Consider the following 26303-nt stretch of genomic DNA (forward strand, 5'->3'; position numbering starts at 1 on the left):
CGCTCTTTGCGCCGGGTTGCGCTGGCTATCCGCGCGACCCCGCCGAGGCCTGCACGAAAAAACTAACCATCCGGCATGTCTCGGCTTTCTGCCTCATCCCCCTGCCTCGACAGCGCCGCGCGGAGAAGTTAGGTCTCACCCCCTATGAAGCTCATCATCGGCAACCGTTCGTATTCCAGCTGGTCGCTGCGCGGCTGGCTCGCAGCCCGCCAGTCCGGCCTCGCGTTCGAGACACAGGTTGTCCCGCTTTACGGCGACAACTGGGATGAAGCGAAGCGCGCCATACCAGACCTTGCGCCTTCGCAGGGCAAGGTGCCGGTGCTGTGGGACGGTGAGATCGTGGTGTGGGACAGCCTCGCGATCCTCGAATACCTGGCGGACAAAGTGGGGCGCGACCGGTTCTGGCCCAAGGCAGACGATGCCCGCGCCGTGGCGCGCGCGATGGTCGCCGAAATGCATTCGGGCTTCACCGCGCTGCGCAGCGAACTGCCGATGAACCTGCGCATGGCGCCGATCGCCAAGCCGCTCGGCGATGCGGTGCGCGCCGATGCCGACCGTATCCTGACGCTCTGGGCGCAGGCCCGCGCCCGCTTCGGGCAGGGCGGCCCGTTCCTCTTCGGCACCTTCGGCGCGGCGGACATCTTTTTCGCGCCCGTCGTGGTGCGGCTACGCCAGTACGGCGTGCCCGTGCCGGGCTTTGCTGCGGCCTACATGGACGCGGTGTGGGAGCACGAGTGGCTCGAAGCCTGGCGTGCCGCGGCTGCCGAGGAGCCATGGTCGATCCCGCGCTTCGATGCGGCGGCGAAAATCTAGTCCTGCGCCGGTCGCCACAGCGGCCCGACCGCCGTCAGCAGCACGATCACGTTGATCATCGCATTCGCCGCATTGCCCGATGCGATCGAGCCTGCGCTATCAAGGCAGAACCACGCCAGCAGCCCCGTCAGCACGGTGCGCCGCACGCCTTCGGGCGCGGAATCGTGGACCCATAGCGCGAGGCACCAGATCGTCACGCCCCAGCCGAGCAGGAAGCCGCCGGTCAGCGCGGAAAGGAACCGCGTATCGGGCGCGGCATAACTTGATCCGCCGTCCAGCGGCCAGCTCAGGAGGTCGAGCGTGAACCGTGCGGGCTCTGCCGTCGCTGCCATCGTGCCGAGAAAGAACACCGGCCCGAAAGACCCCACGATCACTGCAGCCACCTCCAGCCACAATTTGTGAAACGCCTGTGATCGCATAACTGCAAGCCTCCGCCACTCAGATGCGATCCTGCTTCTCATGGTAGGAGTACGCTGTGCAATTACGTCGGAGATCATTCAGGGCGTTCGCGCCGCACCATAGGGCGTTCCGTCCTTGTGGAAGTAGCTGTCACCGCTGAACATCATGTCGATGTCGGAATAGCCGCCACCGCCATCGCGATTGCCGGCACCGACCGCGATGAGCACGCAAGGCTGATCCGAGACATTCCGCAAGTGGTGGCCGTTGGCCTCTCCGGCTGGAAAGCTGGCACAGTCCCCCGCGCGCAATAGGTGAACTCCGGTATCGTCGACGAGTTCGGCCTCGCCGGACAGGATCACGATGAATTCGTCCTCGTCATCGTGCCAATGGCGGTGGGAGGACCAAGCGCCCGGTTTCAGTACGACATGGCTCACCCCCATGTGCGTCAATCCGCCAGCCGGGCCTAGCCGGCGATACCAGCGCCCCGCGACTTCTGCGTTGAACGGCGCAGGGTAGCCGGTCTTGTTGGTCTGCGGGATGGCTTCAAGATCGAGTTTGGGCATCGCGGGCGCTTTCTTCCTGAACGCGGCTGGTTTAACGGCGGGGCATGGTACTTTCCAATGATGTTGTAGCGCGCGCATCGCAGCTGATCGAGGCACCCAGCATTACCCCCGCCACCGGCGCGGTGTTCGATTGTCTTGAAGCCATGCTCGTCCCACTGGGCTTTGCGGCGCACCGCTTCCTCGCGGGTGGGCCACCCGAAGGCCCGGTCGAGAACCTCTTTGCGATCCGCCAAGGCCCGGCAGGCTCGCGCCATTTCGCCTTCGCCGGCCACCTCGATGTCGTGCCCCCGGGTGAGGGCTGGAGCAGCGCGCCCTTTTCGGCGGACCTGCGCGAAGTGCCCGGCGGCACGATGCTCTACGGCCGCGGAGCGGTCGACATGAAGGGTGCGATCGCGGCGATGGTCTGCGCCGTGGAGCAGATCCCCGCCGAGGCCGGCACGGTGAGCTTCATCATCACCGGCGATGAGGAAGGCCCCGCCAAATACGGCACCGTCCCGCTCATCGCGCATATGCGCGAGATCGGCGCGATCCCCGATTTCTGCCTGGTGGGCGAGCCGACATCGGTCCATCGGCTGGGTGATATGGTCAAGATCGGCCGGCGCGGCTCGGTCAACGTGTGGCTCACTGCCAAGGGCGCGCAGGGCCACGTCGCCTATCCGCACCTTGCGGATAATCCGATCCCGCGCCTTGTCGCGCTGCTGGCGGAACTCGATGCGCTGGTGCTCGATGAAGGCAGCGCGTGGTTTCAGCCCTCGAACCTCGAGATTACCGATCTTGAGGTCGGCAACCGCGCCACCAACGTGATCCCGGCAGAAGCCCGCGCGCGGCTCTCGATCCGCTACAACGATCACCATACCGGGCAAGCTTTGGTCGACCGCGTGACCGAAATCGCCGCAAGGCACCGAACGGAGGTGCGCGCCACCTTGCACGGCGAGGCCTTCATCACGCTCCCCGGCGTGCAGTCCGCACTCGTCGCGGCGGCGGTGGAGGCGGAAACCGGCCTCAACCCCGAGCTTTCCACCACCGGCGGCACATCCGACGCCCGCTTCCTGCGCGCGCTGTGCCCGGTGATCGAATTCGGCCTCACCAACGCGACGATGCACAAGACCGACGAAGCCGTGGCGGTGGAGGACCTCAAAGTCCTCGTGCGTATCTATCGGCGCATCGCCGAGTCAGCGCTCGCATGAAGGGCCTTCACAAGATGACGGGGCGCAAGATAGCGGCGCTCCTTGCCATCGCCGCCCTGCTCGCCCCATCGCTCGCCGCTGCGAGGCCCGCTCTCACGCTCACCGAACGCAACCGTGCGGTGATCACGGCTTTCGCCGCGATGTTCTACGGCAAGCGCGATGTGCGCGGCGCGTTCGAGCGCTATGTCGCGCCGGACTATATCCAGCACAATGCCAATATCCTCGATGGCCGCGACGCAGCGATTGCCGCGCTTGAGCCGATGTTCCGGCAGGAAGGTTCGCGCTTCGAGATCAAGCGGATCGTGGTGGATGGGGACATGGCCGTGATTCACCTCCACGGCCGCGCCGGGGCGCAGGGCAACGGCGGCACGGTGGCCGACATCTACCGGCTGGAGCACGGCAAGATCGTCGAGCATTGGGACATTCTGCAGCCCATCGCCGACAAGCCGCTGAATCCGCACGCCTACTTCTGATCGCTCAGCGCGCTTTCCTGAGCACGATATAGACCGCACCGTCCCCGCCATGGCGCGGCTGGGCGGGGCGGACCGAGGCGATGCGACCGGCGTGGGGGCTTGCCGCCAGCCAATCGAGCAGCTTGGCCCGGATCGCGCCGCGCTTCTCGCCTCTCAAATCGTTCTCCGGCACCGGGCGGTGCTTGCCCGCGATCAGCAGGATCACCCGTGCGCCCATCGCCAGCGCCTGCGCGATCCCGCCGTTGAGCCGGTCGTGCGCCATGGCGAGGGTGAGGCCGTGGAGGTCGATCGTCACATCGGGTTGGATCGGCCCTCGCCCCAGTTTGCGGTCCCAGCTTGAATCGAGCCCGCCCGCAGTCAGTGCGCGCACCGGGTTTGCCACCGGCACCGGCTCGGGCTTCGGCGCCGGGATGCGGCCTTTTACGCGCTTGGGGGGTGGGGGAAGGGGCTCACTCGGCGCGACAACTACGGGCGCGGTTGCGGGCCGCCTGGGATGCAGCGGGGTCACCGTCGCGGCGACCCTCCGCCACAAGGCGGCTTCATCCGGGCTCAGCCCGCGCGGTGGCGCCCTCATTGTCCGTTCAGCCGGGCCAGCGTGCCCTTGGGCAGCAGGATCAGCGCCTGCCCTTGCGCGCGCATCCCGCCTGCGATGGTGCGCGCCTCGGCACCGGCGCCCCAGAAGCTGTCAAAGCGGTTGGGGCCCTTGATCGCACCGCCGGTATCCTGCGCCACCCAGAGTCCACTGATATTCTGGCCGCTGATCCCGCCATCACCCTGCAGCCACACCGGCGCGCCGAGCGGCACGAATGCCGGGTCTGCCGCCAGTGTCGTGCGCGGGGCAATCGGCACGCCGAGCGCGCCCACCGTGTCTGGCCCCGTCCGTTCGCGGAAGAACACATAGCTCTGGTTCTGCCGCATCAGCGCGCTGCCCTCCACCGGATGCTCGTGGATGTAGCGCAGGATGCCCTGCATCGAACCGGGATATTGGCCCGATTTGGCATTGGGTCCGCTGCCGATCAGCCCCTGCGCGCGCATCACGCTGCCGATGCCGGTGTAGGGATAGCCGTTCTGCCCCGCGAAGCCGAGCCGCACGACCGTTCCGTCGGGCGCGCGCAGGCGGCCCGAACCTTGCACCTGAAGGAAGAACAGTTCGGCGCGGTCCGCCACCCAGCCGATCTCCAGCCCCCGGCCGGCCAGCGCGCCGTTTTCGATAGCGGTGCGGTCGAAGTAGGGGACGAAGCGCCCCGTTTCGTCATAGCGGCCCAAAGGCTGGCTGCCATCGGGCTGGGGCGGCGCATCACCCGGCCTTGCGCGGACCAGATCGGGGGGAAGGGCATAGACCGGCACGTCGAAGCCCGGCTGGCGCACGCGCACGCCGGCGATCTCCGGCTCGTAATAGCCCGTGACGAGCGCTTCGCCGCGTGCGACGGTTGCCGTCTCGAAATAGCGGCTGAAGAAACCCCGCGCATCCTCCGGTGGCCAGCCCGCCGCAGCAGCGCAAGCGGGGGTCCAGTCCTCCGGGCGGGTCAGCCCGCTCGCGTCGGTGCGGCGCGTGAGCCGCGGGCAACTCGTGACAAAAGCGGCAAGCGCGGCACGCGCGTTGGAATCACTGAAGCCCAACCCGGCCGGCGTTGGCCCCGGGCGCGTGCCGACCAGCGCGGCATTCGGCGCGGTGGGCGGCACCGGGGGCACCGGCGCGCCTTGCGGGATCAGCGGAATGCAGCCGGAAAGGAAAGCGGGCGCGAGAACAGCAAGCCAGGCTAGCTTGCCGGCCCGCCGTGCCCGCCATACCGCCACGTTGGCTCAGCCTTCGTCGGTCTCGTCGACAATCCAGTCCGGATCGCGCGAGGTGATATCGCGCGAGAAAGTCCAGACGTCGCGGGTCTCGATCGCATCGTCGAGCGAACCTGCCACGACTGCGCCGTTCGCATCGCGGGTGACCGAGGCCACATCAGCGACGAAGCTGACCGAGATGCGCGCACGCGGCGCAGCGTAGCTGGCGTCGATGATGCGGGCTTCCTCGATTCGGATCAGCTTGGCGGTCACCGATTCACCGGCAGCGCTGCGCGCGTCGATCGCAGAGGCAAAACCGTCAAACACGTCGCTGTCACACAGCTGCGAAAGCTCTTCCTTGTCGCCGCGCCAGAAGGCTTCGAGCACCATGCCATAGGCACCGCGCGCGCCTGCCAGAAACTGGCCGACATCGAAGCGGCGGTCCGCCGCGACAATCGCGCGGATGCCTGTTTCGGCGCGGGAATCGAGCTGGCTGTCCTGCGGCAGCGGCAGAGTGCGGGGCGCGCCGGTGGTCTTTTCCGGCAGGCGCGGCGCCAGGGTACGCGGTGCGCTGGCCGGATCGGGCTGCTCCACGCGGCGGCGCAGCGGCTCATCGTTCTGCTCGGGTCGGCGGCCAAGAACGGCATAGAGTCGCAGGCCCAGGAATGCTGCGATCATCGCGAGAATCACAATTTCAACAATCACAAGGCCATATCCTGCTTGATCAGGGCGGTGGCCGGGCCTGCGGGTCCCGGTCGCCGCCAACACTTCATCGTGCCCTATGTGGTTACGAAATACAAATGAACAACGCGTGGACGGCACCCGGATTGGCCTCCTGAGGCAGTTTTTCGCCTGCCTCTAGGTGCACTCCGTCGCAACCGACGTTCCCGACCCCGCCGCGCAAGCGCGATTGCCCCGTCCAGCGGCAGGTGCTAGTCGCCCGCCAAACTGCACTTAACCGTTCCAACTCATTCGCATGAAAGCACGATCATGGCCGAAGAAGGCGATATCATCACCCCGCTCGATCTCGACACGTCTGGCCCCGTTCCCAACGGCGAGGATACCAGCCCCGCGATCGGCCTGATCTCGCAGTACATCAAGGATCTCTCGGTCGAGAACCCGAACGCGCCGGACAGCTATCAGTGGGCCGAAGCCCCGGAAGTCTCGATCGATTTCAACATCGGCGCCCGCCCGCTTGGCCCCGATGTGCACGAGATCGAGATGAAGATCACCGCCACTTCGAAGACGTCGCAGGGCACCCAGTACGCGGTCGAGCTGCTCTATGGCGCGCTGATCGGCATGCGCAACGTGACCGACGAGCAGGCCCATCCGTTCCTCTTCGCCGAGGGTCCGCGCCTTGTGTTCCCCTTCGCCCGCCGCATCATCGCCGATGCCGTGCGCGATGCAGGCTACCCGCCGCTGCTGCTCGAACCGATCGACTTCAACGGCCTCTACCTGCAGCAGCTTCAGGCCCGTCAGGCCGAGGAACTGGCCGCTGGCACAGCCGGGCAGGCCTGATCCGGGCGCTTTCATGGCCATTCCAGCCATGAAGCAAATCCCATGAGCCTTTGGCCATGAACCTGCTGAAGGCGACCGGCACGATCGGCGGGCTCACGCTCGCCAGCCGCGTGCTCGGCCTGGTGCGCGACAGCCTGTTTGCCCGCTATGTGGGCGCAGGCTTCGCGTCCGATGCGTTCCTCGTCGCCTTCCGCCTGCCCAACATGTTCCGCGCCCTCTTTGCGGAAGGGGCGTTTGCCTCCGCGTTCATCCCGATGTTCAACCGCAAGGTGGGTGATCCGGAAGGGCAGGGCCTGCCCGACGGACTCGATTTCGCCGAGCGCGCGCTGGCCGTGCTGCTGCCGGTCCTCGTGGTGATGACGGCGCTGCTCGAAATCTTTGCCTGGCCCGTCACGCTGGTGCTCTCGGGCCAGTTCAACGGGGTCAGCGCCGATCAGTTTGCGTTCGCGGTCGCGCTGTCGCGGATGACGATCCCCTACCTGATGCTGATCAGCCTCGTCTCGCTGTGCGGGGGCATTCTCAATTCGCTGAACAAGTTCTGGGTCAACGCCGCCGCGCCGATCCTGCTTAACCTGACGCTGATTGCGGCACTGCTGCTGTTCCATTCGGCCGATCCGATGATCACCGCGCGCAATCAGGCCATCGGCGTTTCGGTGTCGGGCGCCTTCCAGCTCCTGTGGCTCATCTGGGCCTGTCGCCGTGCCGGAGTGAGCCTGCGGCTGCGCGTGCCCCGGCTCGATGCCGATGTGAAGCGGCTGATGGCGCTGATCTGGCCCGCTGCCGCCGGCGCAGGCGCGGTGCAGATCAACCTCGTCATTTCCACCGCGCTCGCCGCCTCGCTCCTCGCGCATGGCTCGGTGACCTATATCTACATGGCGGACCGGCTGAACCAGCTTCCGCTGGGCCTGATCGGCATCGGCCTTGGCACCGTGCTGCTCCCCACGATCTCGCGCCAGCTCGGCGGCGGGGATGAAGCGGCCGCGATGGAAACCCAGAACCGCGGGCTTGAGCTCGCGCTGCTGCTCACGCTCCCCGCCACGGTCGCGCTGGTGCTTTGCGGTGAACCGATTGCCGCCGCGCTGTTCGGCTATGGCCGCTTCACGCCGCAGGACGCGCACTTCACCGCGCAGGCGCTCGCCGCCTTCTCGATCGGCCTGCCCAGCTACATCCTCGTGAAAGTGCTGACTCCCGGCTACTATGCGCGGCAGGATACCGTCACCCCGGTGCGCTACGCCACGATCTCGATGGGGGTGAACCTCGCGCTCAATCTGGCGCTGATCGTGCCGCTGCAGCATGTCGGCCCGCCGCTGGCCACTGCGATTGCCTCCACCGTCAACGTCGCGATGCTCTATCGCACGCTGGTCGCACGCGGGCAGTTCACCACCGATGCGCGCCTCAAGCGCCGCGCGCCGCGCCTTGCGCTTGCCGCGCTCGCCATGGGCGTGGTGCTCTGGGCGGGGCAAGGCCAGTTGATGCCTTATGTCCACGGCACCTGGTTCGTCCGCTTTCTGACGCTCGCCGTGCTGGTCTCGGCGGGCGGCCTCGTCTATGGGCTCAGCGCCATCCTGCTGGGCGCGTTCTCGCGGGATGATCTCACACTGCTCCTGCGGCGCAGGGGCAAGGCCAACTAACAGCGAGCTACCCTCATGCGTATCGTCTCGGGCATCCAGCCCACCGGCAATCTTCACCTCGGCAACTATCTGGGCGCGATCCGGAACTGGGTGGCGATGCAGGACGAATGGACCGCAAAGGGCGGCGAGTGCCTCTATTTCCTCGCCGATCTCCACGCGATCTCGATGCCGCATGATCCCGCTGCGTTGACTGCGGGCACGCGCGAAATGGTCGCCGCGCTGGTGGCCTGCGGGATCGATCCCGCGCGCTCAGTCGTGTTCAACCAGACGCAGGTTCCCGCGCATGCCGAGCTGCAATGGCTGCTGACCGGCACCGCGCGGATGGGCTGGCTGAACCGGATGACGCAGTGGAAGGACAAGGCGGGCAAGAACCGCGAAGGCGCTTCTGTTGCCCTGTTCACCTATCCGGTGCTGCAGGCGGCGGACGTGCTGCTCTATCAGGCGACCCACGTGCCGGTGGGAGAGGACCAGAAGCAGCACCTCGAGCTCGCGCGCGACATCGCGCAGAAGTTCAACAACGACTTCGCAAGTGAAGACGCGCCCGTCTTCACCCTGCCCGAGCCGATCATCCCGCCCGAGGCCGCGCGGATCATGAGCCTGCGCGATGGCAGCGCCAAGATGTCGAAGTCCGATCCTTCGGACATGAGCCGCATCAACCTGACGGACGATGCCGACGCGATCATGCAGAAGGTGCGCAAGGCCAAGACCGATCCGGAGCCGCTGCCGGGTGAGGCTGGCGGCCTCAAAGAGCGCCCCGAAGCGGCCAACCTTGTCGGCATCTACGCCGCGATGGCGGGGATCAGCCAGGCCGAAGTGCTGGCGCAGTTCGCCGGGCAGGGCTTCGGCGCGTTCAAACCCGCGCTGGGAGAGCTGCTGGTCGAAAAGCTCGCCCCGATCACCGCGCGCTACCGCGAGCTGCGCACCGATACCGCCGCGCTAGATGCGATTCTGGCTGATGGGGCCCGGCGCGCTCGCACGCTCGCCGAGCCCACTCTGGCGCGCGCTTATGCCGCGCTTGGCCTGCTCAGGGGTTAAACAAGCTTGCTGTGTTGATGGGGTGATGCGGGGGTGTAACAAATTGCATCACATTGCCGCGCAAGGTCCGAAATGGCCCGGAAACACGGGGCTTTTGCTTCGTTGTTCAACCAGCATTCAGCACCTGACGCGCATCCAATTCCCATGCTACCAATGCGCCGGTGCTGGCTGACAGGGGAGCCGGTCCCGCACCAAGGAGTCGCTGGAAATGAACCTTAATCCCATGCGCAATCGCTTCGCCATGCTGGCAGCGCCCCTGCTGCTTTCGCTTGGCGCGTGCGCCACGCCATTCAATGCCAATGTCTCGCGCTTCCAGGCCGAACTGCCCGCGCCCGCAGGCCAGAGCTTCGCGATCGTTCCGCAGGATCCGCGCAATGCCGGCGGCCTCGAATTTTCGCAATACGCCAGCCTCGTCGCCGCGCAGCTGCAGAAGGTGGGCTATGTGCCCGCCACCAGCCCGCAGGCCGCCGATCTCGTTGTCCAGTTCGACTACGGCGTCGACAAGGGGCGTGACAAGCTGCGCACCAGCGGTATCGGCGATCCCTATTGGGGCGGCTGGTACGGTCCGGGCTGGGGCCCAGGCTGGGGTGGTTGGGGCGGCGGTTGGGGCCGCCGCGGTTTCGGCGGGCCTTGGGGTTACGGCATGTATGATCCGTTCTTCTTCGGCGGTGCCGGCGGGTTCAACAACGTCGATGTGGTGACGTTGTACACCAGCGGCATCGACATGAAGATCGACCGCCGCGCCGATGGCAAGCGTCTGTTCGAAGGCAAGGCCGAGGCGGCTTCCACCTCGAACCGCCTGCCCTATCTGGTGCCCAATCTGGTCGAAGCGATGTTCACCGGCTTTCCCGGCCACAACGGCGAGACGGTGAAGATCTCGATCGCACCGGAAAAGAAGAAGAAGACCTGAACGAGGTGCGGTTCGGCTCAGCCGGGGAGTGCCGCAAGGCCCCCGGTCGAGCCGAACCCGCCCGCGCCGCGCGCGGTCTCGTCCAGCGTATCGACTTCGAGCCAGCTTGCCTGCGTGACCGGCGCCAGCACCAGTTGCGCCACGCGGTCCCCCCGGCGGATCGAAAACGTTTCCGCGCCGAGGTTGATCATGATCACCTTGAGCTCGCCGCGATAGTCGCTGTCGATCGTGCCCGGCGTGTTGGGCACGGTGACGCCGTGCTTCAGCGCCAGCCCCGAACGCGGCCGCACCTGAATTTCGAAGCCCTCGGGGATGGCCATCGCGAGCCCCGTCGCCACCGCGTGGCGCGCGCCGGGGGCGATATCGACATCTTCTGCAGAAACGACATCCATGCCCGCCGCCCCGGCTGTGGCATAGGCGGGCAGCGGCAGATCATCGTTGCCGGGCAGGCGCTTGACCATCACGGGAACAGGGTCAGGCAAGCTCATCGGCAATCCTTTCAACCAGCGCGGCGGCCACCGCGTCCTTGGGCATCTCGGGCAGGCTCTCCACCCCACCCGCGCGCACGATGTGCACCGCGTTGAGGTGCCCGCCCATCACATCGCCCGAAACATCGTTCGCGACGATCCAGTCCGCGCCTTTCCTGATGAGCTTGGCCTGCGCGTGCGGCACCACGTTCTCCGTCTCGGCAGCAAAGCCCACCAGCAGGCGAGGGCGATCGGGCGAAGCGCCCAGCCGCGCGAGAATGTCGGGGTTTTCGGTGAGGTTCAGCGGCGGGATCACGCCCGAACCGTCCTTCTTGAGCTTCTGATCGGCCTCGGTCGCAACCCGCCAGTCCGCCACGGCCGCGACCATGATCGCAGCATCGGCGGGCAGCGCCTCGGCCACCGCAGCCGCCATTTCGCGCGCGCACTCGACATCCACGCGCGTCACCCCCGGCGGCGTGGGCAGGCTCACCGGGCCTGCCACCAGCGTCACCCGCGCTCCGGCGCGCGCGGCGGCGGCGGCAATCGCGAAGCCCTGCTTTCCGCTTGAACGGTTGGCGATGTAGCGCACTGGATCGATCGGCTCGTGCGTCGGCCCCGCCGTCACCAGCACATGCTTGCCCGCCAGCGGCCCGGTCGGGCTTCCGCCGAGCTTTGCGGAAATCGCAGCTAGGATCGCGGGTGGTTCGGGCAGGCGTCCGGGGCCGAATTCACCGCAGGCCATCGGCCCTTCGTCGGGGGGCATCACTTCGATCCCGTCCGCGCGCAGCGTCGCCACGTTGCGCCGGGTCGCGGGATGTTCCCACATCCGCACGTTCATCGCGGGCACGGCGAGGACCGGCTTGTCGGTCGCGAGCAGCAAGGTCGTCGCGAGATCATCCGCGATCCCCGCCGCCATCTTGGCCATGAGGTCCGCCGTCGCCGGGCAGACGACCACGAGATCAGCCTGCCGCGAAAGCTGGATGTGGCCCATCTTCGCTTCGGCATCGAGGTCCCAAAGCGTCGTGTGAACGGCGTTCTCGCTCAGCGCCGCGAGCGTCATCGGGGTGACGAACTGGCTCCCACCCTTGGTCAGCACGCAAGTGACGGCGCCGCCCTCACGGCGGATCAGGCGCACGAGTTCGCTGGCCTTGTAGGCCGCAATGCCGCCGCCGATGATGAGGAGGATGCGCTTGCCCTGCATGGCCGCGCTTGTGCAATGGCGCGCCGCGCCGCGCAATGGTTTTGCTTGCACCGCCCTTGCGTCCGCGTCCGGGCTGGCCCACGCTGAAACAAACATAAGGAAAACCTGCCGATGCGCCTGATCCTGACCGCCCTGATCTTCCTCGTCGGGATGTTCGACCTCTCGATGGCCGGTTCGTTCCTGCTCACCCCGCAATCGACGGCCTCAGGCCCGGTCTTCGGCCTCGCGCCCATCGGCATTGCCGGCCTCTCGACCATTCGCGGCGACATGACCTCGTTCTTTGCCGTGGGCGCGGTGTGCATGATGTGGGGTGCGTGGCGGCGCAATGCCGATCTGCTGCTTGTCCCCGCGATGCTGTTCGGTACGACGCTCTTCGGACGCGCGGTCAATCTGGCCGTGGTCGGCGCCTATCCCGGCTGGGCCATGCCGATGGCGGTCGAGGCAGGCCATGTCGTCCTGGCGCTCGCGGCGTGGCGCCTGTTGCCGCACCACAAGATTGCCGAGATCGCCGGCTAGGCGGTGACCGCGCTGGCCGCGCGCCGCTTGCCCGCCAGCTTCAGCACCAGGCGCTGCGCTGGCCGTTCAACCCAGCGGTGCGAGGCAAAGCCCGCCAGCACGCTCGTGCCCACGAAGAACAGCAGGAAGACCGGCTGCCGCGCGATGCCACGCGATCCCAGCGCCCAATCGATCAGGAGCACCAGTGCCAGCTGGATCGGGAAGTGCCACAGATAGACCCCGTAGGACGCGTCGCCGAGGTGCCTTGCCACCGCCAGCCGGTCACCGCGGTCGGCGGTGTCGATCGCCAGCACGGCAAGCAGCGCGGCAAACGTGCCCGCCAAAGTCGCCGCATCGCCCCAGTTCCGCTCCAGCCCCAGCCACAGCGCCGCGAGGGCCAGCAGCGCCGCCAGCGCGGCGAGCACGCCTGTGCGCAGCCCGCCCTTGAGCGCCGCGCCATAAACCGCCGCTCCGCCGAAGAAATAGCCAATGCATGTGAGCACCGGGCCATCGGGGGCCTTGAGGAAAAACAGCGTAAGCGCCATCGCCGCCGCCGTCAGCGCCAGCACGGTGGGCGACCGGCGCAGCCCCGGCAGCAGCAGCCAGAACGCGGCGTAGGCGAGGATCTCGGTCGATAGCGACCACGACGGTCCGTTGAACGATTGGTCCGCCTGCCAGCCCCAGTAATGCGCCAGCCCTAGGCTGAGCACGAAATGCTTTGCATCCTGATGGTGGTAGATGAACTCGGTGCCATTCACCCCGTTGTAGGCGGCCTGCATCACCGCCACGAGACCGAGCGTCAGCAGGTGGAGCGGCCACAGCCGCGCCACCCGTGCCAGCCAGAAACGCCCGCGCGCGCCCGCGTCAGCCAGATAGACATGCGCGAAAACAAAGCCCGAGACGGCCCAGAAATACTGCACCGCGACGTGTCCGTAGTCGAACAACCACCACAGCTCGTTGTAAAGCGGCGAGACCTTCGCCCTGTTCACATGGAACTGGTAGTCGACCGGCGGCACGAAGAAATGCTGGTAGTGCCAGAACAGCACCGCGCAGGCCGCGAGGAGGCGCGAGAGATCGAGCGCATTGAAGTGTCGCTTGGGCAGGCGCAGGCCGGGCAAAGGGGGCGGCTTGCCCACCTCAGCTCCACGGGCCGAGCAGGATCACCCCCGCGCTTGCCGCCGCGCCGACAACCGCCGCCATGACATAGCCCAGCCACTTGAGCCCCCCGCCATCGCTGATCAGTGCGATCGGCTGCAGCGGCGGATCTTCGGGCGCGCCGCCCTTGGGCGGGAAGCGCTCCTCCACCCGGCGCACGAGATCGGGCAGGCCGAACAAGGTCTTCACGTTCTCGCGAATGCGGTCGGCAATCGCAGCCTCTGGCCCCAATTCGTCACGGATCCAGTCGCGCACGAAAGGCGCGGCGACGTCCCACATGTTGATCGAGGGGTCGAGCTGGGTGGCGATGCCTTCGACCATAACCATGGTCTTTTGCAGCAGCAGCAGGTGCGGCTGGGTCTGCATATCGAAATCGCGGGTAATCGCGAACAGCCCGTCGAGCATCTGCCCCACAGAAAGCTCGCTCACCGGCTTGCCGCGCATCGGCTCGCCCACCGCGCGCAGCGCCGTCGCGAACTCGGCCACCGAATGGTAGCTCGGCACGTATTGCGCCTCGAAGTGGATCTCGGCGACGCGGGTATAGTTGCCCGTTGTCAGACCATAGAGGATTTCCGCGAGCCACTGCCGCGCGCGCCGGTCGATGCGGCCCATGATGCCGAAGTCGATCGCGGTGATCGTGCCGTCGGCTTCGATGAAGAGGTTGCCCTGGTGCATGTCCGCGTGGAAGAACCCGCCGCTGATCGCCTGCCGCAGGAATGCGATCACCAGCCGGCCGGCCAGTTCCTTGCGGTTGTGCCCGGCAGCTTCGATCGCATCGTTGTCGCTGATCTTGATGCCGTCGATCCAGTCGAGCGTCATCACCCGGCCATTGGTGCGATCCCAGTCGATCGATGGCACACGGTAGCCGGGGAAGGCATGCATCTGCTCGGCGAGTTCGGAGGCCGAGGCCGCCTCGCGCCTGAGGTCGAGTTCGCGCAGGGTCCAGCGCTTGAAGTTGGCGATCACCATGCGCGGACGCAGCCGCGAGGCCTCGCCGCCCAGCGCTTCGAGATGCGCCGCGGCCCATTCGTAGGTCGCGATATCGGCGGCGAACTTTTCGCGCACGCCCGGGCGAAGCACCTTGACCGCGACCTTGCGGCCATCGGTCGTCACCGCGCGGTGGACTTGCGCCACCGAAGCCGCGCCGACCGGTTCTTCCTCGAATTCGGCAAACAGCGATTCGAGCGGGCGTTCGAAGCTCGTCTCGATCTCGCGGCGGATCAGCGCGAAATCGACGGGAGGCAGCTTGTCCTGCAGCTTGAGGAGGTTTTCTGCCGGCCCCGGCCCCACCAGATCGGGCCGCGTGGCCAGTGTCTGGCCCAGCTTGATCGCGGCGGGGCCGATCGCGCGAAAGGCCCCGGCATAGTCGCGGTCACGGTTCTTGCCCGTCAGCGAGGCCCAGCGCGCCAGCTTCACCAGCCGCCGCACCGGCGCCGGCGTGTTCGCGTCGTTCTCGATGCCGATCAGCGCGCCATGCCGGGCAAGCGTGATGCCCCAGCCCAGCAGGCGGCGAATATGCGTGATGTGCCGGGTCAAAGCGCTGGACCTAGATCTTCCAGCCCGAATGGATCGCGACGACCCCGCCCAGGATCGCCTCGACCTTGGTGTGGCGGAAGCCGGCTGCGCGGATCATGCCTTCAAACTCGCGCATCTTGGGAAAACGGCGGATCGATTCGATCAGGTAGCGGTAGGAATCCGCGTCGCCGGCGATCATCTGGCCCAGCTGCGGCACCACCTTGTGCGAATAAAGGTCGTAGACTTCGGCAAAGCCCGGCCATTCGGTGGTCGAGAATTCGAGCACGAAGAACCGGCCGCCCGGCTTGAGCACGCGGTGCGCTTCGGCGAGTGCCTTGTCGATCCGGGTCACGTTGCGGATGCCGAAGGCGATCGTATAGGCGTTGAACGCGCGGTCGCTGAAGGTCAGTTCCTCGGCGTTCTGGCGCGACCATGTGAGGCCCTGAATGCCCTGCTTTTCCGCGCGCTCCATGCCGACATCGAGCATGTCCTGGTTGATGTCCGAAACCGTGATGGCCGCGCCATGCCGCGCCATGCGGAAGGCGATGTCGCCGGTGCCGCCCGCCATGTCGAGGATCGTCTCGCCCTCGCGCGGCTTCACCCGGCGCACGAAGCGATCCTTCCACAGCCGGTGCATCCCCGCCGACATGGCGTCGTTCATCCGGTCGTAGTTCTTCGCGACGGAGGAAAACACCGCGCCAACGCGCTCGGTCTTCTCTTGCGGGGTCACCTCCTCATAGCCGAAGGAGACGGTTTCGGGCTCGGCAGCAGTTGCGTCAGTCATACCCCGCGCCTTTACGTGGGAATTGCCGCGACCGCAAAGCCTGTTAGGTGCAAAGCACGATGCCCGAATTACCCGAAGTCGAAACCACCGTCCGCGGCCTTGCCCATGTCCTCGATGGACAGGTTATCGCGCGTATCGAGACCCGCCGTGCCGACTTGCGGCGCCCGTTTCCGCCAGATCTCGTGCAGGCGCTGACAGGTGCCCGCATCACGGGCCTCTCGCGGCGCGCCAAGTACGGGCTGATCCATGTGGATCGCGGGCAGACCATGGTCTTCCACCTCGGCATGAGCGGGCGCTGGCGAATCGATCCCGAGGAGATCGGCAAGCACGATCATCTGGTGATGGAGACCGGGCCAGATTTAACTGGAAGACGGCGCACCCTCGCACTCAACGATGCGCGCCGCTTCGGCTCGGTCGATCTGGTCGATACCGCCGCGCTGGAACAATGGCCGCAGTTTGCCGCAATGGGCCCCGAACCGCTCGGCCCTGGCCTCACCCCCGGCCACCTCGCCAAGGCCTTCGAGAATCGCTTTGCCGCTGTGAAGCTGCTTCTGCTCGATCAGCAGATCGTCGCGGGGCTCGGCAATATCTACGTCTGCGAAGCGCTCCACCGCGCGAAGATCCACCCGGAGCGCGAGGCGGGCAAGGTCAGCCGTGCCGCGCTTACCCGCCTCGTGCCGGAAATCCGCGCGGTGCTGGAGGAAGCGATTCGCGCCGGCGGCTCCACCTTGCGCGATTATGTGCGCCCCGATGGCGAACTTGGCTATTTCGCCAAGGACTGGCGCGTCTACGGGCGGGAAGGCGAGCCATGTCACTGCGGCAAGCCGGTCAGCCGCGTGGTGCAGGGGGGGCGCTCGACGTTCTTTTGCGGCCACTGCCAGCGGCTCTGACAGGTTCTGTTCATGTCGGATCAGCTTCCACATTGAACTCGGCGCGTCGTCTGATTAGCGTCGAGTAACGTCAGCGCACCCGCCTTGCCGGGATGCGCTCTTTTTGTCCGCATGGCGCGGCAATATGCAGGAGTGTGGCTTGACCATCGCGGTGATTTTGGCCGGCGGCCTTGGTACGCGGCTCGGTGAGGAAACATCGGTTCGCCCGAAACCGATGGTTGAAGTTGGCGGTATGCCGATCCTTTGGCACATCATGAAGATCTATTCCGCGCACGGCGTGAATGATTTCGTGATCTGCCTGGGTTACAAGGGCTATATCATCAAGGAGTACTTCGCAAACTACTTCCTGCATATGGCGGACGTGACGCTGGATCTCACGAAGAACAGCATGGAAGTACACCAGAACTGGAGCGAGCCGTGGCGGATCACGCTGGTCGAAACCGGGGCTGACACGATGACGGGCGGCCGCCTCAAGGCGGTGCGGTCCTATCTGAAGGAAGACGAGCCCTTCTGCTTCACGTATGGCGATGGCGTCGCCACGGTCGACATCACCGCGCTGCTCGATTTCCACAAGGCGCACGGCAAGCGCGCCACCATCACGGCCGTCACGCCGCCGGGCCGCTTCGGCGCGCTCGAGATCGAGGGCGACTTGGTGCGCAGCTTTCAGGAAAAGCCCGCCGGCGATGGCAACATGATCAACGGCGGCTTCTTCATCGCCGACCCTTCCGTGATCGATCTTATCGAGGGACCGGCAACGATCTGGGAGCGCGAACCGCTGGAGCAGCTGGCCGCTTCGGGCGATCTTGCCGCCTGGCGCCATGAAGGCTTCTGGCAACCAATGGATACCCTGCGCGACAAGCTCTACCTCGAAAAGCTGTGGGAGGAAGGCGCGCCGTGGAAAATCTGGTGAGCCCAAATCTGCTGAACGAGGCCTTCTGGCGCGGACGGCGCGTTTTCCTCACCGGGCACACCGGGTTCAAGGGCAGCTGGTTGGCGCTCTGGCTCCATGCGATGGGCGCGAAAGTCACCGGCTTTGCGCTGCCCGCCGAACCGGTCAGCCTGTTCAACCAGGCCCGTATCGGTGAACTGGTCACGCACATCGAAGGTGATATCCGCGATCTCGCGGCGGTCGAGGCCGCGATGCAGGCCGCAATGCCATCGGTCGTGCTGCATCTCGCCGCGCAGCCGCTGGTCCGCAAGTCCTATGTCGAGCCGGTGGAAACCTATGCGACCAATGTGCAGGGCACGGTCCATGTGCTCGATGCCTGCCGCCGCATTGCCGGGCTGGAGGCCATCGTCTGCGTCACCAGCGACAAGTGCTACGAGAACCGCGAATGGGTCTGGCCCTACCGCGAGGACGATCCGATGGGCGGATACGATCCTTACTCGAGCAGCAAGGGCGCGGCAGAACTGGTCGCGGCGGCCTATCGCCGCAGCTATTTCAGCAAGGCGCCGGGGCCGCGGCTGGCCACGGTCCGCGCCGGCAACGTGATCGGCGGGGGAGACTGGGCGGAAGACCGGCTCGTGCCCGATATCGTCCGCGCGCTGCTCGGCGGCCACGCGCCGCAGATCCGCGCCCCCCAGTCGGTGCGGCCCTGGCAGCATGTGCTTGAGGCGCTGAGCGGCTATCTCCTCGTCGCCCAGCGGCTGGCGCAGGGGGATGCCGGGATCGACAGCGGCTGGAACTTCGGCCCCGCCGAAAGCGACGCCCGCCCCGTCTCGTGGATTGCCGACCGGCTGATTTCGGCATGGTCGGGCGCTGCACCGGGGGCGGGTTGGCAGGATGTTTCCGGCGGTGAGGCGGTCCACGAAGCGCGCCTGCTGCGGCTCGATTGCTCGAAGGCGCGCGCCGATCTCGGCTGGCGCACGGCGCTGACGCTGCACGACGCGCTGGGCATGATCGTCGATTGGCACAAGGCCGTCGGCGCGGGTGAGGATGCGCGCGCGGTCACGCAGGCGCAATTGCAGGACTACCGGGGGCGCTGCGCCGCGCTCAGCTGATTGCGTGGTGCCTGGTCCGCCTTCGGCTGGTCCAGCGCCACGACATGTGTGGTCCAGCCGCCGACGCGGCCCGGGACGGTGGCGAAGGTTGCCATGATCCGTCCCCGGGCCAGCAAGGCGCGATAGGCGGCATATTCCTCCGGGAAGGTGCCGCGCTCCGCCGCATAGCGGTCGTATTGCGTGATAATGGCGTAGTCGGCGCGGCAGGTTCCGCGCTTGTCGGGCGCAACGGTGCCGTAGTCGATGTTGGAACGGCCGCCGCGTCCGGCGTCCACGGTGTCATACTGCACCTTGCCGCCCAGATAGGCGCGCACGTCCACACAGCCCACCGTGCCGAACGGAAAGATCAGGTGCCATGGCTGGGGCAGGATATCGAACGCGAAGTGCTCCACCAGCACGGTGCTGCCGGGCGGGATGTGCGCTTTGGCCCAATTGGTGGCGAGCTGCCGCGCATCGGTCTGGCGCTCGATCTTGCGGGTCGTCATGGCCATTGCAGGCTGGATCAGCGCCGCCGCCAGCAGGGCGAATCCGGCAAGTCGCAAGGCTGGCGTCTTCTCGATTCGCGCCATCAGCTGGGCCCAGCCCAGCCCCATCGCAATCGCCAGCAGCGGGATGAGCGGCAGCACCCAGCGTTCCCAGACCAGCGTCTGGCTGCAGATCGTGGCGGCAAAGGCTCCCAGCACGGGCAGCACGATCGCACCGGCGCGGTGGCGCAGCAGCCACCATCCGCCCCATAGCGCCAGACCGCAGCCGATCACGCCGAGGCCCGAAAGGACTGGTCCGCCGGCATACCAGCCGAGGTTGTAAAGCGGGCTGCCCCCGGTCGCGCCGAGATGGTGGCTCTGAGCCTCGCCGTGCAGGTTGTGGACCACGGTGGCGAAATCGAGCGCTATGTAGGGCGAGACGGCAAGGAGCCCGATCACCGTAGCGACCGCACCGGCCGCGAGGTGCGCCGCGATTTCCCGGGTCCGCGTCCTTTCGGTGGATAGCCGCACTGCCGCCGCCCCGATCAGTGCTACTCCGGCAATGCCGGTGGGCCATTTGGTCGCAATCGCCACCCCCAGCCACAGGCCGGAAACCACATGGTCCCCGAGCCGACCCTCGCGCATCGCGCGCATTGCCGCGCGCAGGCTGAGCAGCATGAAGAAGGTCGCCATGATGTCCGTGCGGATCACCTGTGACCAAGCGACGCTGGCCGGTTCGATGGCGACCAGTGCGGCGGCGGCGAGTCCGGCATGGCGCGCCAGCCCGGCTTGTTCGCGGGTATCGCCCAGTTCCTCGCCCAGCCGGAAGGTCTGCCAGACCGTACCGGCGCCGAAGGCAACCATGGCGAGCCGCCCTGGCAGGATGATCCAGGCCGGATTGGCATAGACCGCGCCCGCAAAGGCCTTGATATCGGCAAACCAGCCCATCGCCCGGCCAAGGCCGAGCACGGTAAGATTTACCAGCGCGAGCACTTCCATGGTGGTCGTGCCGGGATGGCCAAACCAGCCTGGATTGAGAGACAGGCTGCGCAGCATCTTCAGCGCGCCGAGCTCGAAGATCAGTTCATCGGGATCGTTCAGCGCCGGCAAGCCGAAACTGGCACCGTGGATCCGCAAAACCAGCGCCAGACCGACAATGCCCGCAATCGCTAGTGTTACCGAGCGGGGGCGGGGCCAGCTTCGGCCTCGATCATCTGGCATCGCCTGTCCCTGTTTCCTCGCCCACCCTGCAGGGTCGCCGTCTGTCCTTGCGCTTAGCATAAACCGTGATCATGCCAAGCACGGGCCAGCGCGGCCCGCTTGCAGTGATCGCGCGGCTGGTCCAGATGCTGAAGCATGTCGCCTCGTGCCGCCTTTCTGCCCCTTTTGCTGCTCGGGATGGCCGCAGCGCCAGTGGTCCGCGCGGCCGATGGCAGCGCGGTGGCCATGCTGCCCACGGGCGAGGAAGCGCGCCCGCAAGGTCTGCTTCGGCCCACCGCACCGGATGCGCCAGAGGTGCCATCGCCGCTACCTTCGCCGCCGCCCAGCGCCTATCGCTCGATCTCGCTCTCGCCCGGCGCTCTGCCCCTGTCATCGCGGTTCGGCTGGCGTGGTGATCCGGTGGAGGGCGGCACCCGGTTTCATGCCGGAGTCGATATCCCGGCCCATGCGGGTGCCGCCGTGCGCGCAGTCCGGGCCGGGCGGGTGGTGTTCGCGGGCTGGGCAGGGGGCTATGGCAATCTTGTTGTGATTGATCACGGAGCAGGATTGCGCTCGCGCTACGGTCATCTCGAACGCGTGCTGGTGGCTGCGGGCGAACCGGTCGGCACGGGCGACATGATCGGCGAGGTCGGCTCGACGGGACGTTCGACCGGACCGCACCTGCACTACGAGGTGCGCAAGGGCGGGGTGGCCATCGATCCCATGCGGGCGGCGATGCAGGTTTCCGCCGCCATGGCGCCGGATCTGGCATGGCCCGCGATGGAACCTGCAGCGGAAGTCGCGCCGCGCTGGTCATGGACGTCCGATGGCATGGCCGATGCCTTGCCTGCACCTGCTATTCGCTGAGCGCGCTGACCAGCGTTTCGAAGCTGTGGTGGACCGTGCCTTCGGGCGGTGACCATCCGGCCTCGGCATAGCCCCAGGTGAGAAAATGGAACGGCATGCCGGCGGCAGAGGCCACCGCGTGGTCGATCTCACTGTCGCCGATGAACACGCCTTCGCCCCGCGCCAACTGGTGCGCGGAAAGCACACAATCGAGCAAATCGGTTTCCGGCTTGGGGCGCAGATCGGCTCTGCCGCCGACGACCGTGCCGAAATGCACCGCCAGGCCGGTATCGTGGAGAACCTTCTCGCACAGCGTCTGCGGCTTGTTCGAGCAGATGGCCATCGCGAAGCCCGCCTCCGCCAGCTGTTGCAACCCGCTTTCCACTCCCGGAAACAGCGTTTCGCGCGAGGTTGTGTGATCGGCATAGCGCGCGCGGAATTCGCGCAGGTCCTCGTCGGGATCGATACACGCGTCCCCCAGCAGAGCCCGGACCATCTCCCGCCCGCCGCGGCTCATGTAGCGTCTTGCGCTGCGTTCATCGATCATGTGCGCGCTGCTTCGCGCTTGCAGCATTGCGCGCAGAATGGCGACGCAGGCAGCATTGCTGTCGACCAGCGTGCCATCGAGATCGAACACCAGCAGGGGTTTGCACACCATCACTCTCGGCCTTGGGAACGGGCGGTGGATCCGGCCGTTAACACTACGTAACAACCCACGCTTAAGCTGGGGTTAATGATTAATCTGATGTTAAGTTTTATGGCGCAATGTCTATAGAGTGTGCCGGAGAGAGTATCTTGCGGCTTGTGAAGTGACGAGACCTGACCTATCAGATTAACGCATTTTTTGTGTAACACTAGTTTTCCAGACATTACATCCAAAATGGAGATATTGCGTGAACCTTGCTGAACGCCATATGCTGGACTTGCTGAAGCGCGGCCGTGACTACAGCGGCTTCGTCGCTGTTAAGGCGGAGTTTGAGGCTGAAGGCACGCGCGCGGATGAACTTCTTCGGCTGCTGGAGATCGCGCATCGGGCGGATTTGAAGGTGGCGATCAAGATCGGCGGCTGCGAGGCTGTTTCCGATCTGCTGCAATCGCGAAACTATGGTGCAAACTACATCATCGCGCCGATGGTGGAGACGCCCTACGCACTGTCCAAGTTCGTCGATGCCAAGAACAAGGTCTATGGCAAGAACGAGCAGGAAACCGAATTCCTGTTCAACCTCGAAACGCAGACGACACTCGAAAACCTGGCCGCGATGGTCCCGGTCGCCAAGCAGGGCGGCATTGATGGCATCGTGTTCGGCCGGGTCGATTTCACGCTTTCACGCGGGATGCCGCGCGGCGCGATCAATGATCCTTCGGTGACCAAGGCGGTGCTCGATGTCGCCAACGTCTGCGCCGAAAACGATCTCGGGCTCGTGGTGGGCGGATCGGTGGCGGCGGAAGCCGTGCCGAACCTCGCGCGCTTCCAGAGTGTGCGGCTCGACCGGTTCGAGACGCGCAAGGTCGTGTTCGACGGTGCCGCTGCGGTGAGCGATTCGATCACGCACGGCATTGCGACTGCGGTCGAGTTCGAGCTGACCTGGCTGCGCAACAAGCACGAGTACTACAGCCAAATCGCTGGCGAAGACCTTGCCCGTATCCGCATGATGGAAGAACGCTAGGCCTCGCGCGTCCAGCTCGCGGTCGCGCGCTGATCCGATCGGGCCCCCGGCGGCAAGGGCCGTGCGGGGGCCGTCCGGGGGTGGTTCGCCTTGGTCCCCGAATGCGATGAGGGCGGCCGCTTCTCTTGGGGATATTCCAAGTCGGCAGGCTTATTGCCGCGTGCTAAGGGGTTTTGTGCCGGGCCATTTCGGCCCATGCTGTGATGGCCCGACATGTGCGGGATCAGGCGCAGTGGTGCACAGGTATTGATGGGTCAGCCGTTGAAAATCACCAAGCTTGGAACCTGCGCCATGGCGGCGCTGCTCGCGCTGTGCTGCGGTCTTGCGGCCGTGCCCGGCCAGGCCCAGGTCGTCGATCCCGGTCAAGTCTCTTCGACGTACAGCGGGCAGGTTTCCGCCGGCGGTTCGCAGTCTGCTGCATCCCAGAACGCCACCAACCGGGGCATGCAGCCTTCGCCGAGCGTGCAGTCCTCCTCCATTCCCGAATATCGCCCGACGCAGCTCGTCGTCCCGGCCGAGGGCCAGGCCAATGCCGAGCCTCGCTCCGCTGCCGATCAGCCTGCGCGTACGCGCCGCCAGCAGCCGGGTCCGCCGGGCGAATTCGAAGCTTTCGTGTCCGAGATCGTGGGCAAGCCGGTCCGCCGCTTCGGCGCCGATCTGCTCACGCCGGATTCGCGTGATTTCACAGCCCCGCCGGTTGTTTCCGTGCCGGCGGATTACCGCATCAATCCGGGCGACGAGATCCGCCTTGGCCTGACCGGCAACGTGCAGGCCACCAACTTGCGGTTGAAGGTGGATACCGAGGGGCGGATCTTCGTTCCCGAAGTCGGCGCGATTCAGGTGGCCGGTGTTGCCTATCGTGATCTCCAGACGGTGATCGGCCGCGCCGTTTCGCGGCAGTACAAGGAATTTTCTGCGTCGGTCGGGGTGACCCGGCTCAACGGCATTACCGTCTATGTCACCGGCTTTGCCGCTGTCCCCGGCTCCTACACCGTCAGCAGCCTTTCGACCGTGGTCAACGCCGTGCTTGCGGCTGGCGGACCGGCAGCGGGCGGCAGCTTCCGGTCAATTCAGGTGCGGCGCGGCGGGAAACTTATATCCGATTTCGATCTTTATGATTTCCTGCTGAAGGGCGACAAATCCGCCGATGTCGTGCTGCAGAATGGCGATGTGATCTTCATCGCGCCCGCCGGTGCGCAAGTGGCCACGATCGGCAGCGTGAACAACGAAGCGATTTACGAAGCCCGGGCCGGGGACACGTTGAAGGACGTGCTGGTCTATGCCGGCGGGGTCAACACCGTGGCCGATATTCGCCGCCTGCATGTGCTTGATCCGATGAGCGATCAGGGCTGGCAGGAATTGACGCCGGAGATTGCCGCGACCACGCCTGCGCGGCGCGGCCTCGTGCTGCGCGTGCTATCGGCCGTCGGCATTGCGCAGCCGTCGCAGCGCCTGCCCTCGCTCGTCACGATCGGCGGCGAAGTGCAGAACCCCGGGCGCTATTTCGTGCAGCCTGGCACCACGCTGGAAGAAGTCATTGCCAAGGCGGGCGGGCTGACCGCGCAGGCCTATCCCTTCGGCGCGGTGTTCGTGCGCGATAGCCTGCGCCGCCAGCAGACCTACAATTTCGGCAAGGCGGTCGATGAGCTGAAGGTCACGCTCACGGCGGAACCGCTGGTTCGCTATGAAAATCAGGACAAGGACCTGACCGCCCGGCTCTCGGCCGTCGATGCACTGGTGAGCCAGCTCAACGGACGCCGGATCGAAGGCCGCCTCGTGCTGCCGGTTGCGCCCGGCGATCAGAGCCTGCCTGCAGGCTTCCTCGTCGAGAATAACGACAATCTGGTGATTCCCACGCGCTCGCTCGCGGTCGGTGTCTACGGCATGGTCAACAGCTCGGCCGATTTCCGGTTCAAGCCCGGTGCCAAGGTGGGTGACTATCTGAAGCTCGCCGGCGGGTTCAACCGGCTCGCCGATCGCAAGCACGTGTTCGTCGTGCGCGCCAACGGCACCTTGTTGAGCGGACGCAGCACGCTCTCCGCCACCGCGCTCCCCGGCGATCTCGTGTTCGTGCCGATCGATTCGCAGCGCGGCGCTTTCTGGGCGCGCTTCAAGGATCTGCTCAACTTCGGCTTCCAGGGCGCACTCGCCACCGCGTCGATCGTGGCGGTGACCAAGTGACCACGCTGCAACGGATCGGCCGGCTGCGCGAACGTCGTGTGCGGCTGATCATCTACCTCGTGCTGGGCGCCGTTCTGGCGGTGCTGTGCCTGTTTCCGCGCCCGTACATGGCGCGCGCCAAGGTCGTGCCGGGCGACAATAACGCGGCTTCGCTGTTCAGCATGTCCGGTGCCGGATCGCAGTTGCAGAATCTCGCCTCGCTGTTCGGTGATCGCAGCGCGACCGAGGTGACGCTGCAACTGGCGAAGAGCGACGCCGTCGGCCGTGAGGTGATCGCGCGCCTCAATCTTGTGGGTCCGGGCCGGCCCTATGCCGACGAGCGGACCGCGCTGGTGGCGCTGGGCAAGCGGGTCGATGTCCACTCGCTGCTGGGCGGCATCATCGAATTCGAGACGCGGGCCTACGATCAGGATTGGGCGCTGGCCGTGACCAAGACCTATGTCGATGCGATGAGCGAGCGGATGGGCAGCTACGTGCGAGTCCAGGTCTCCCGCAAGCGCCGCATCGTCGAAGACCGGCTCGGCAGCTCGCAGGAACGCCTGATTCAGGCGCAGGCTCAGCTCGAAGCCTTCCGCAAGGCCAACCGCATCGCCGATCCCGGCGCCCAGCTTGGCGAGCAGTTGACCGTGCGGGCCGGCCTTGAAGGCCAGTTGCAGGCCAAGCAGGTCGAACTGGCCACGCTGCGCGCCATTTCCGGGCCGGAAAATCCCCGCCTCAAGGTTGTCGCCGGGCAAGTCGCCTCGCTTCAGTCGCAGATTGCCCGCGCCGCGACGGCGAGCGAAGGGCAGCCCAGCCCCAACGTCGGCGCGATCACGGCGGTCACGCTCGCCTATGCACGGCTCTATCGCAACTACGTCTTCGCGCAGGGTGTCTCGGACGTTTATTCGCGCGCGGCGGAAGAGATTGCGGTGCAGGAAATCGTCTCGCAGGACCGGGCCCAGCTTTCGGTGATCGATGCGCCGCATGTCGATGCGGACCGCTATTTCAACACGACTGCGGTCGCCCTCCTCGCGTTGCTGGCCGCGCTGGTGGTGTTCGTCGAAGTCTATGCGCCGGCGACCGGCCTGTTCGATCCGGGAGCCGGACCACGCCGCGCCGGCCATGAGGCCGGTCCGCAGGCAGAATGATACAGGCG

At 66.3% G+C, this 26303-nt stretch carries 27 protein-coding genes; 15 read left to right on the forward strand and 12 right to left on the reverse strand.

Annotated features, from left to right (window positions below; translation table 11 throughout):
• The first annotated feature begins 144 nt into the window (after positions 1-144).
• The gene (locus tag ACO06X_RS13785) at positions 145-813 is read left to right on the forward strand and encodes a glutathione S-transferase family protein (RefSeq protein ID WP_421836815.1); all 669 of its coding nucleotides are present in this window, start codon (positions 145-147) and stop codon (positions 811-813) included.
• On the opposite strand, the gene ACO06X_RS13790 is transcribed toward ACO06X_RS13785, so the two are convergent.
• The gene (locus ACO06X_RS13790) at positions 810-1196 is read right to left on the reverse strand and encodes a hypothetical protein (RefSeq protein WP_421836816.1); all 387 of its coding nucleotides are present in this window, start codon (positions 1194-1196) and stop codon (positions 810-812) included. The two genes, ACO06X_RS13785 and ACO06X_RS13790, sit on opposite strands and share 4 nt — an antisense overlap.
• Before the next feature lie 114 nt (positions 1197-1310).
• Complete coding sequence (locus ACO06X_RS13795) at positions 1311-1775, reverse strand: cupin domain-containing protein (protein WP_421836817.1); 465 nt, start codon at positions 1773-1775, stop codon at positions 1311-1313.
• A gap of 44 nt (positions 1776-1819) precedes the next feature.
• Between ACO06X_RS13795 and dapE the strand changes: the two genes are divergently transcribed.
• Positions 1820-2962 (forward strand): succinyl-diaminopimelate desuccinylase, encoded by a 1143-nt coding sequence (gene dapE, locus ACO06X_RS13800; RefSeq protein ID WP_421836818.1) that lies wholly within the window; start codon positions 1820-1822, stop codon positions 2960-2962.
• A complete protein-coding gene (locus ACO06X_RS13805) occupies positions 2959-3435 on the forward strand; it encodes a nuclear transport factor 2 family protein (RefSeq protein ID WP_421836819.1) in 477 nt (158 codons plus the stop codon). Before dapE ends, ACO06X_RS13805 begins: the two co-directional genes overlap by 4 nt.
• A 4-nt stretch (positions 3436-3439) precedes the next feature.
• On the opposite strand, the gene ACO06X_RS13810 is transcribed toward ACO06X_RS13805, so the two are convergent.
• Genes ACO06X_RS13810 through ACO06X_RS13820 form a run of 3 tightly spaced genes read right to left on the reverse strand, consistent with a single transcriptional unit; the run spans position 3440 to position 5913 of the window.
• Positions 3440-4009, reverse strand: a complete 570-nt coding sequence (locus tag ACO06X_RS13810) for a Smr/MutS family protein (protein ID WP_421836820.1) — start codon at positions 4007-4009, stop codon at positions 3440-3442.
• Positions 4006-5232: a murein transglycosylase A gene (locus tag ACO06X_RS13815; protein WP_421836821.1), complete on the reverse strand. Its 1227-nt coding sequence runs from the start codon at positions 5230-5232 to the stop codon at positions 4006-4008. The genes ACO06X_RS13810 and ACO06X_RS13815 overlap by 4 nt, the downstream gene beginning before the upstream one ends.
• Before the next feature lie 6 nt (positions 5233-5238).
• On the reverse strand, positions 5239-5913 hold the full coding sequence (locus tag ACO06X_RS13820; protein ID WP_421836822.1) for a Tim44/TimA family putative adaptor protein: 675 nt from the start codon (positions 5911-5913) through the stop codon (positions 5239-5241).
• Positions 5914-6198: 285 nt separating this feature from the next.
• Between ACO06X_RS13820 and secB the strand changes: the two genes are divergently transcribed.
• The 4 genes from secB (at position 6199) to ACO06X_RS13840 (ending at position 10302) form a co-directional block, all read left to right on the forward strand.
• Positions 6199-6726 (forward strand): protein-export chaperone SecB, encoded by a 528-nt coding sequence (secB, locus tag ACO06X_RS13825; RefSeq protein WP_298165868.1) that lies wholly within the window; start codon positions 6199-6201, stop codon positions 6724-6726.
• A gap of 56 nt (positions 6727-6782) precedes the next feature.
• Complete coding sequence (gene murJ, locus ACO06X_RS13830; protein ID WP_421836823.1) at positions 6783-8357, forward strand: murein biosynthesis integral membrane protein MurJ; 1575 nt, start codon at positions 6783-6785, stop codon at positions 8355-8357.
• 15 nt (positions 8358-8372) lie between these two features.
• Positions 8373-9392 (forward strand): tryptophan--tRNA ligase, encoded by a 1020-nt coding sequence (gene trpS, locus ACO06X_RS13835; protein ID WP_421836824.1) that lies wholly within the window; start codon positions 8373-8375, stop codon positions 9390-9392.
• A 208-nt stretch (positions 9393-9600) separates the two neighbouring features.
• The gene (locus ACO06X_RS13840) at positions 9601-10302 is read left to right on the forward strand and encodes a DUF4136 domain-containing protein (protein WP_421836825.1); all 702 of its coding nucleotides are present in this window, start codon (positions 9601-9603) and stop codon (positions 10300-10302) included.
• 17 nt (positions 10303-10319) lie between these two features.
• Here the strand turns inward: ACO06X_RS13840 and dut are convergent, their stop codons facing one another.
• Together dut and coaBC are read right to left on the reverse strand one after the other, a co-directional pair.
• On the reverse strand, positions 10320-10790 hold the full coding sequence (dut, locus tag ACO06X_RS13845; RefSeq protein ID WP_421836826.1) for a dUTP diphosphatase: 471 nt from the start codon (positions 10788-10790) through the stop codon (positions 10320-10322).
• Positions 10777-11970 (reverse strand): bifunctional phosphopantothenoylcysteine decarboxylase/phosphopantothenate--cysteine ligase CoaBC, encoded by a 1194-nt coding sequence (coaBC, locus tag ACO06X_RS13850; protein ID WP_421836827.1) that lies wholly within the window; start codon positions 11968-11970, stop codon positions 10777-10779. Before coaBC ends, dut begins: the two co-directional genes overlap by 14 nt.
• Before the next feature lie 111 nt (positions 11971-12081).
• Here coaBC and ACO06X_RS13855 point away from each other — a divergent pair, with 111 nt between their 5' ends.
• A complete protein-coding gene (locus ACO06X_RS13855; RefSeq protein ID WP_421836828.1) occupies positions 12082-12486 on the forward strand; it encodes a hypothetical protein in 405 nt (134 codons plus the stop codon).
• On the opposite strand, the gene ACO06X_RS13860 is transcribed toward ACO06X_RS13855, so the two are convergent.
• From ACO06X_RS13860 to ubiE, 3 genes are read right to left on the reverse strand one after another with little or no spacing between them, the layout of a single operon-like run.
• Positions 12483-13601, reverse strand: coding sequence for an acyltransferase family protein (locus ACO06X_RS13860; RefSeq protein ID WP_421836829.1), 1119 nt, complete (start codon positions 13599-13601; stop codon positions 12483-12485). The genes ACO06X_RS13855 and ACO06X_RS13860 overlap by 4 nt on opposite strands.
• Before the next feature lies 1 nt (position 13602).
• Positions 13603-15156 (reverse strand): 2-polyprenylphenol 6-hydroxylase, encoded by a 1554-nt coding sequence (gene ubiB / locus ACO06X_RS13865; protein WP_421836830.1) that lies wholly within the window; start codon positions 15154-15156, stop codon positions 13603-13605.
• A gap of 10 nt (positions 15157-15166) precedes the next feature.
• On the reverse strand, positions 15167-15919 hold the full coding sequence (gene ubiE, locus ACO06X_RS13870) for a bifunctional demethylmenaquinone methyltransferase/2-methoxy-6-polyprenyl-1,4-benzoquinol methylase UbiE (RefSeq protein ID WP_421836831.1): 753 nt from the start codon (positions 15917-15919) through the stop codon (positions 15167-15169).
• A gap of 59 nt (positions 15920-15978) precedes the next feature.
• On the opposite strand from ubiE, the gene mutM reads away from it, so the two are divergent.
• The 3 genes from mutM (at position 15979) to rfbG (ending at position 18810) form a co-directional block, all read left to right on the forward strand.
• Complete coding sequence (mutM, locus tag ACO06X_RS13875) at positions 15979-16809, forward strand: bifunctional DNA-formamidopyrimidine glycosylase/DNA-(apurinic or apyrimidinic site) lyase (RefSeq protein WP_421836832.1); 831 nt, start codon at positions 15979-15981, stop codon at positions 16807-16809.
• Positions 16810-16933: 124 nt separating this feature from the next.
• Positions 16934-17719 carry a glucose-1-phosphate cytidylyltransferase gene (gene rfbF, locus ACO06X_RS13880; RefSeq protein ID WP_421836833.1) on the forward strand — a complete coding sequence of 262 codons (786 nt, stop codon included), beginning with the start codon at positions 16934-16936 and terminating at the stop codon, positions 17717-17719.
• Complete coding sequence (gene rfbG / locus ACO06X_RS13885) at positions 17716-18810, forward strand: CDP-glucose 4,6-dehydratase (protein ID WP_421836834.1); 1095 nt, start codon at positions 17716-17718, stop codon at positions 18808-18810. The genes rfbF and rfbG overlap by 4 nt, the downstream gene beginning before the upstream one ends.
• On the opposite strand, the gene ACO06X_RS13890 is transcribed toward rfbG, so the two are convergent.
• Complete coding sequence (locus ACO06X_RS13890) at positions 18780-20495, reverse strand: ArnT family glycosyltransferase (protein WP_421836835.1); 1716 nt, start codon at positions 20493-20495, stop codon at positions 18780-18782. The genes rfbG and ACO06X_RS13890 overlap by 31 nt on opposite strands.
• A 135-nt stretch (positions 20496-20630) precedes the next feature.
• On the opposite strand from ACO06X_RS13890, the gene ACO06X_RS13895 reads away from it, so the two are divergent.
• On the forward strand, positions 20631-21341 hold the full coding sequence (locus ACO06X_RS13895; RefSeq protein ID WP_421836836.1) for a M23 family metallopeptidase: 711 nt from the start codon (positions 20631-20633) through the stop codon (positions 21339-21341).
• Here ACO06X_RS13895 and ACO06X_RS13900 read toward each other — a convergent pair.
• Positions 21331-21978: an HAD family hydrolase gene (locus ACO06X_RS13900; RefSeq protein WP_421836837.1), complete on the reverse strand. Its 648-nt coding sequence runs from the start codon at positions 21976-21978 to the stop codon at positions 21331-21333. The genes ACO06X_RS13895 and ACO06X_RS13900 overlap by 11 nt on opposite strands.
• Positions 21979-22213: 235 nt before the next feature.
• On the opposite strand from ACO06X_RS13900, the gene ACO06X_RS13905 reads away from it, so the two are divergent.
• The 3 genes from ACO06X_RS13905 to ACO06X_RS13915 all read left to right on the forward strand — a co-directional run bounded on the left by ACO06X_RS13905 (position 22214) and on the right by ACO06X_RS13915 (position 26295).
• Positions 22214-22987, forward strand: coding sequence for an aldolase/citrate lyase family protein (locus ACO06X_RS13905; RefSeq protein ID WP_421836838.1), 774 nt, complete (start codon positions 22214-22216; stop codon positions 22985-22987).
• A 291-nt stretch (positions 22988-23278) separates the two neighbouring features.
• A complete protein-coding gene (locus ACO06X_RS13910; RefSeq protein WP_421836839.1) occupies positions 23279-25168 on the forward strand; it encodes an SLBB domain-containing protein in 1890 nt (629 codons plus the stop codon).
• A complete protein-coding gene (locus tag ACO06X_RS13915) occupies positions 25165-26295 on the forward strand; it encodes a capsule biosynthesis protein (RefSeq protein WP_421836840.1) in 1131 nt (376 codons plus the stop codon). Before ACO06X_RS13910 ends, ACO06X_RS13915 begins: the two co-directional genes overlap by 4 nt.
• Positions 26296-26303: the final 8 nt, after the last annotated feature.

The sequence above is a fragment of the Novosphingobium sp. genome (assembly GCF_965229225.1).
Taxonomy (GTDB): Bacteria; Pseudomonadota; Alphaproteobacteria; order Sphingomonadales; family Sphingomonadaceae; genus Novosphingobium.

What these genes read in the sequence shown, in the direction of transcription:
- ACO06X_RS13785 (WP_421836815.1), top strand. Translation starts at nt 145, where the DNA reads ATGAAGCTCATCATCGGCAACCGTTCGTATTCCAGCTGGTCGCTGCGC.
- ACO06X_RS13795 (WP_421836817.1), bottom strand. Translation starts at nt 1,775, where the DNA reads ATGCCCAAACTCGATCTTGAAGCCATCCCGCAGACCAACAAGACCGGC.
- dapE (WP_421836818.1), top strand. Translation starts at nt 1,820, where the DNA reads ATGGTACTTTCCAATGATGTTGTAGCGCGCGCATCGCAGCTGATCGAG.
- ACO06X_RS13805 (WP_421836819.1), top strand. Translation starts at nt 2,959, where the DNA reads ATGAAGGGCCTTCACAAGATGACGGGGCGCAAGATAGCGGCGCTCCTT.
- ACO06X_RS13810 (WP_421836820.1), bottom strand. Translation starts at nt 4,009, where the DNA reads ATGAGGGCGCCACCGCGCGGGCTGAGCCCGGATGAAGCCGCCTTGTGG.
- secB (WP_298165868.1), top strand. Translation starts at nt 6,199, where the DNA reads ATGGCCGAAGAAGGCGATATCATCACCCCGCTCGATCTCGACACGTCT.
- murJ (WP_421836823.1), top strand. Translation starts at nt 6,783, where the DNA reads ATGAACCTGCTGAAGGCGACCGGCACGATCGGCGGGCTCACGCTCGCC.
- trpS (WP_421836824.1), top strand. Translation starts at nt 8,373, where the DNA reads ATGCGTATCGTCTCGGGCATCCAGCCCACCGGCAATCTTCACCTCGGC.
- ACO06X_RS13840 (WP_421836825.1), top strand. Translation starts at nt 9,601, where the DNA reads ATGAACCTTAATCCCATGCGCAATCGCTTCGCCATGCTGGCAGCGCCC.
- dut (WP_421836826.1), bottom strand. Translation starts at nt 10,790, where the DNA reads ATGAGCTTGCCTGACCCTGTTCCCGTGATGGTCAAGCGCCTGCCCGGC.
- coaBC (WP_421836827.1), bottom strand. Translation starts at nt 11,970, where the DNA reads ATGCAGGGCAAGCGCATCCTCCTCATCATCGGCGGCGGCATTGCGGCC.
- ACO06X_RS13855 (WP_421836828.1), top strand. Translation starts at nt 12,082, where the DNA reads ATGCGCCTGATCCTGACCGCCCTGATCTTCCTCGTCGGGATGTTCGAC.
- ubiE (WP_421836831.1), bottom strand. Translation starts at nt 15,919, where the DNA reads ATGACTGACGCAACTGCTGCCGAGCCCGAAACCGTCTCCTTCGGCTAT.
- mutM (WP_421836832.1), top strand. Translation starts at nt 15,979, where the DNA reads ATGCCCGAATTACCCGAAGTCGAAACCACCGTCCGCGGCCTTGCCCAT.
- rfbF (WP_421836833.1), top strand. Translation starts at nt 16,934, where the DNA reads ATGCAGGAGTGTGGCTTGACCATCGCGGTGATTTTGGCCGGCGGCCTT.
- ACO06X_RS13890 (WP_421836835.1), bottom strand. Translation starts at nt 20,495, where the DNA reads ATGCCAGATGATCGAGGCCGAAGCTGGCCCCGCCCCCGCTCGGTAACA.
- ACO06X_RS13895 (WP_421836836.1), top strand. Translation starts at nt 20,631, where the DNA reads ATGTCGCCTCGTGCCGCCTTTCTGCCCCTTTTGCTGCTCGGGATGGCC.
- ACO06X_RS13900 (WP_421836837.1), bottom strand. Translation starts at nt 21,978, where the DNA reads ATGGTGTGCAAACCCCTGCTGGTGTTCGATCTCGATGGCACGCTGGTC.
- ACO06X_RS13910 (WP_421836839.1), top strand. Translation starts at nt 23,279, where the DNA reads ATGGCGGCGCTGCTCGCGCTGTGCTGCGGTCTTGCGGCCGTGCCCGGC.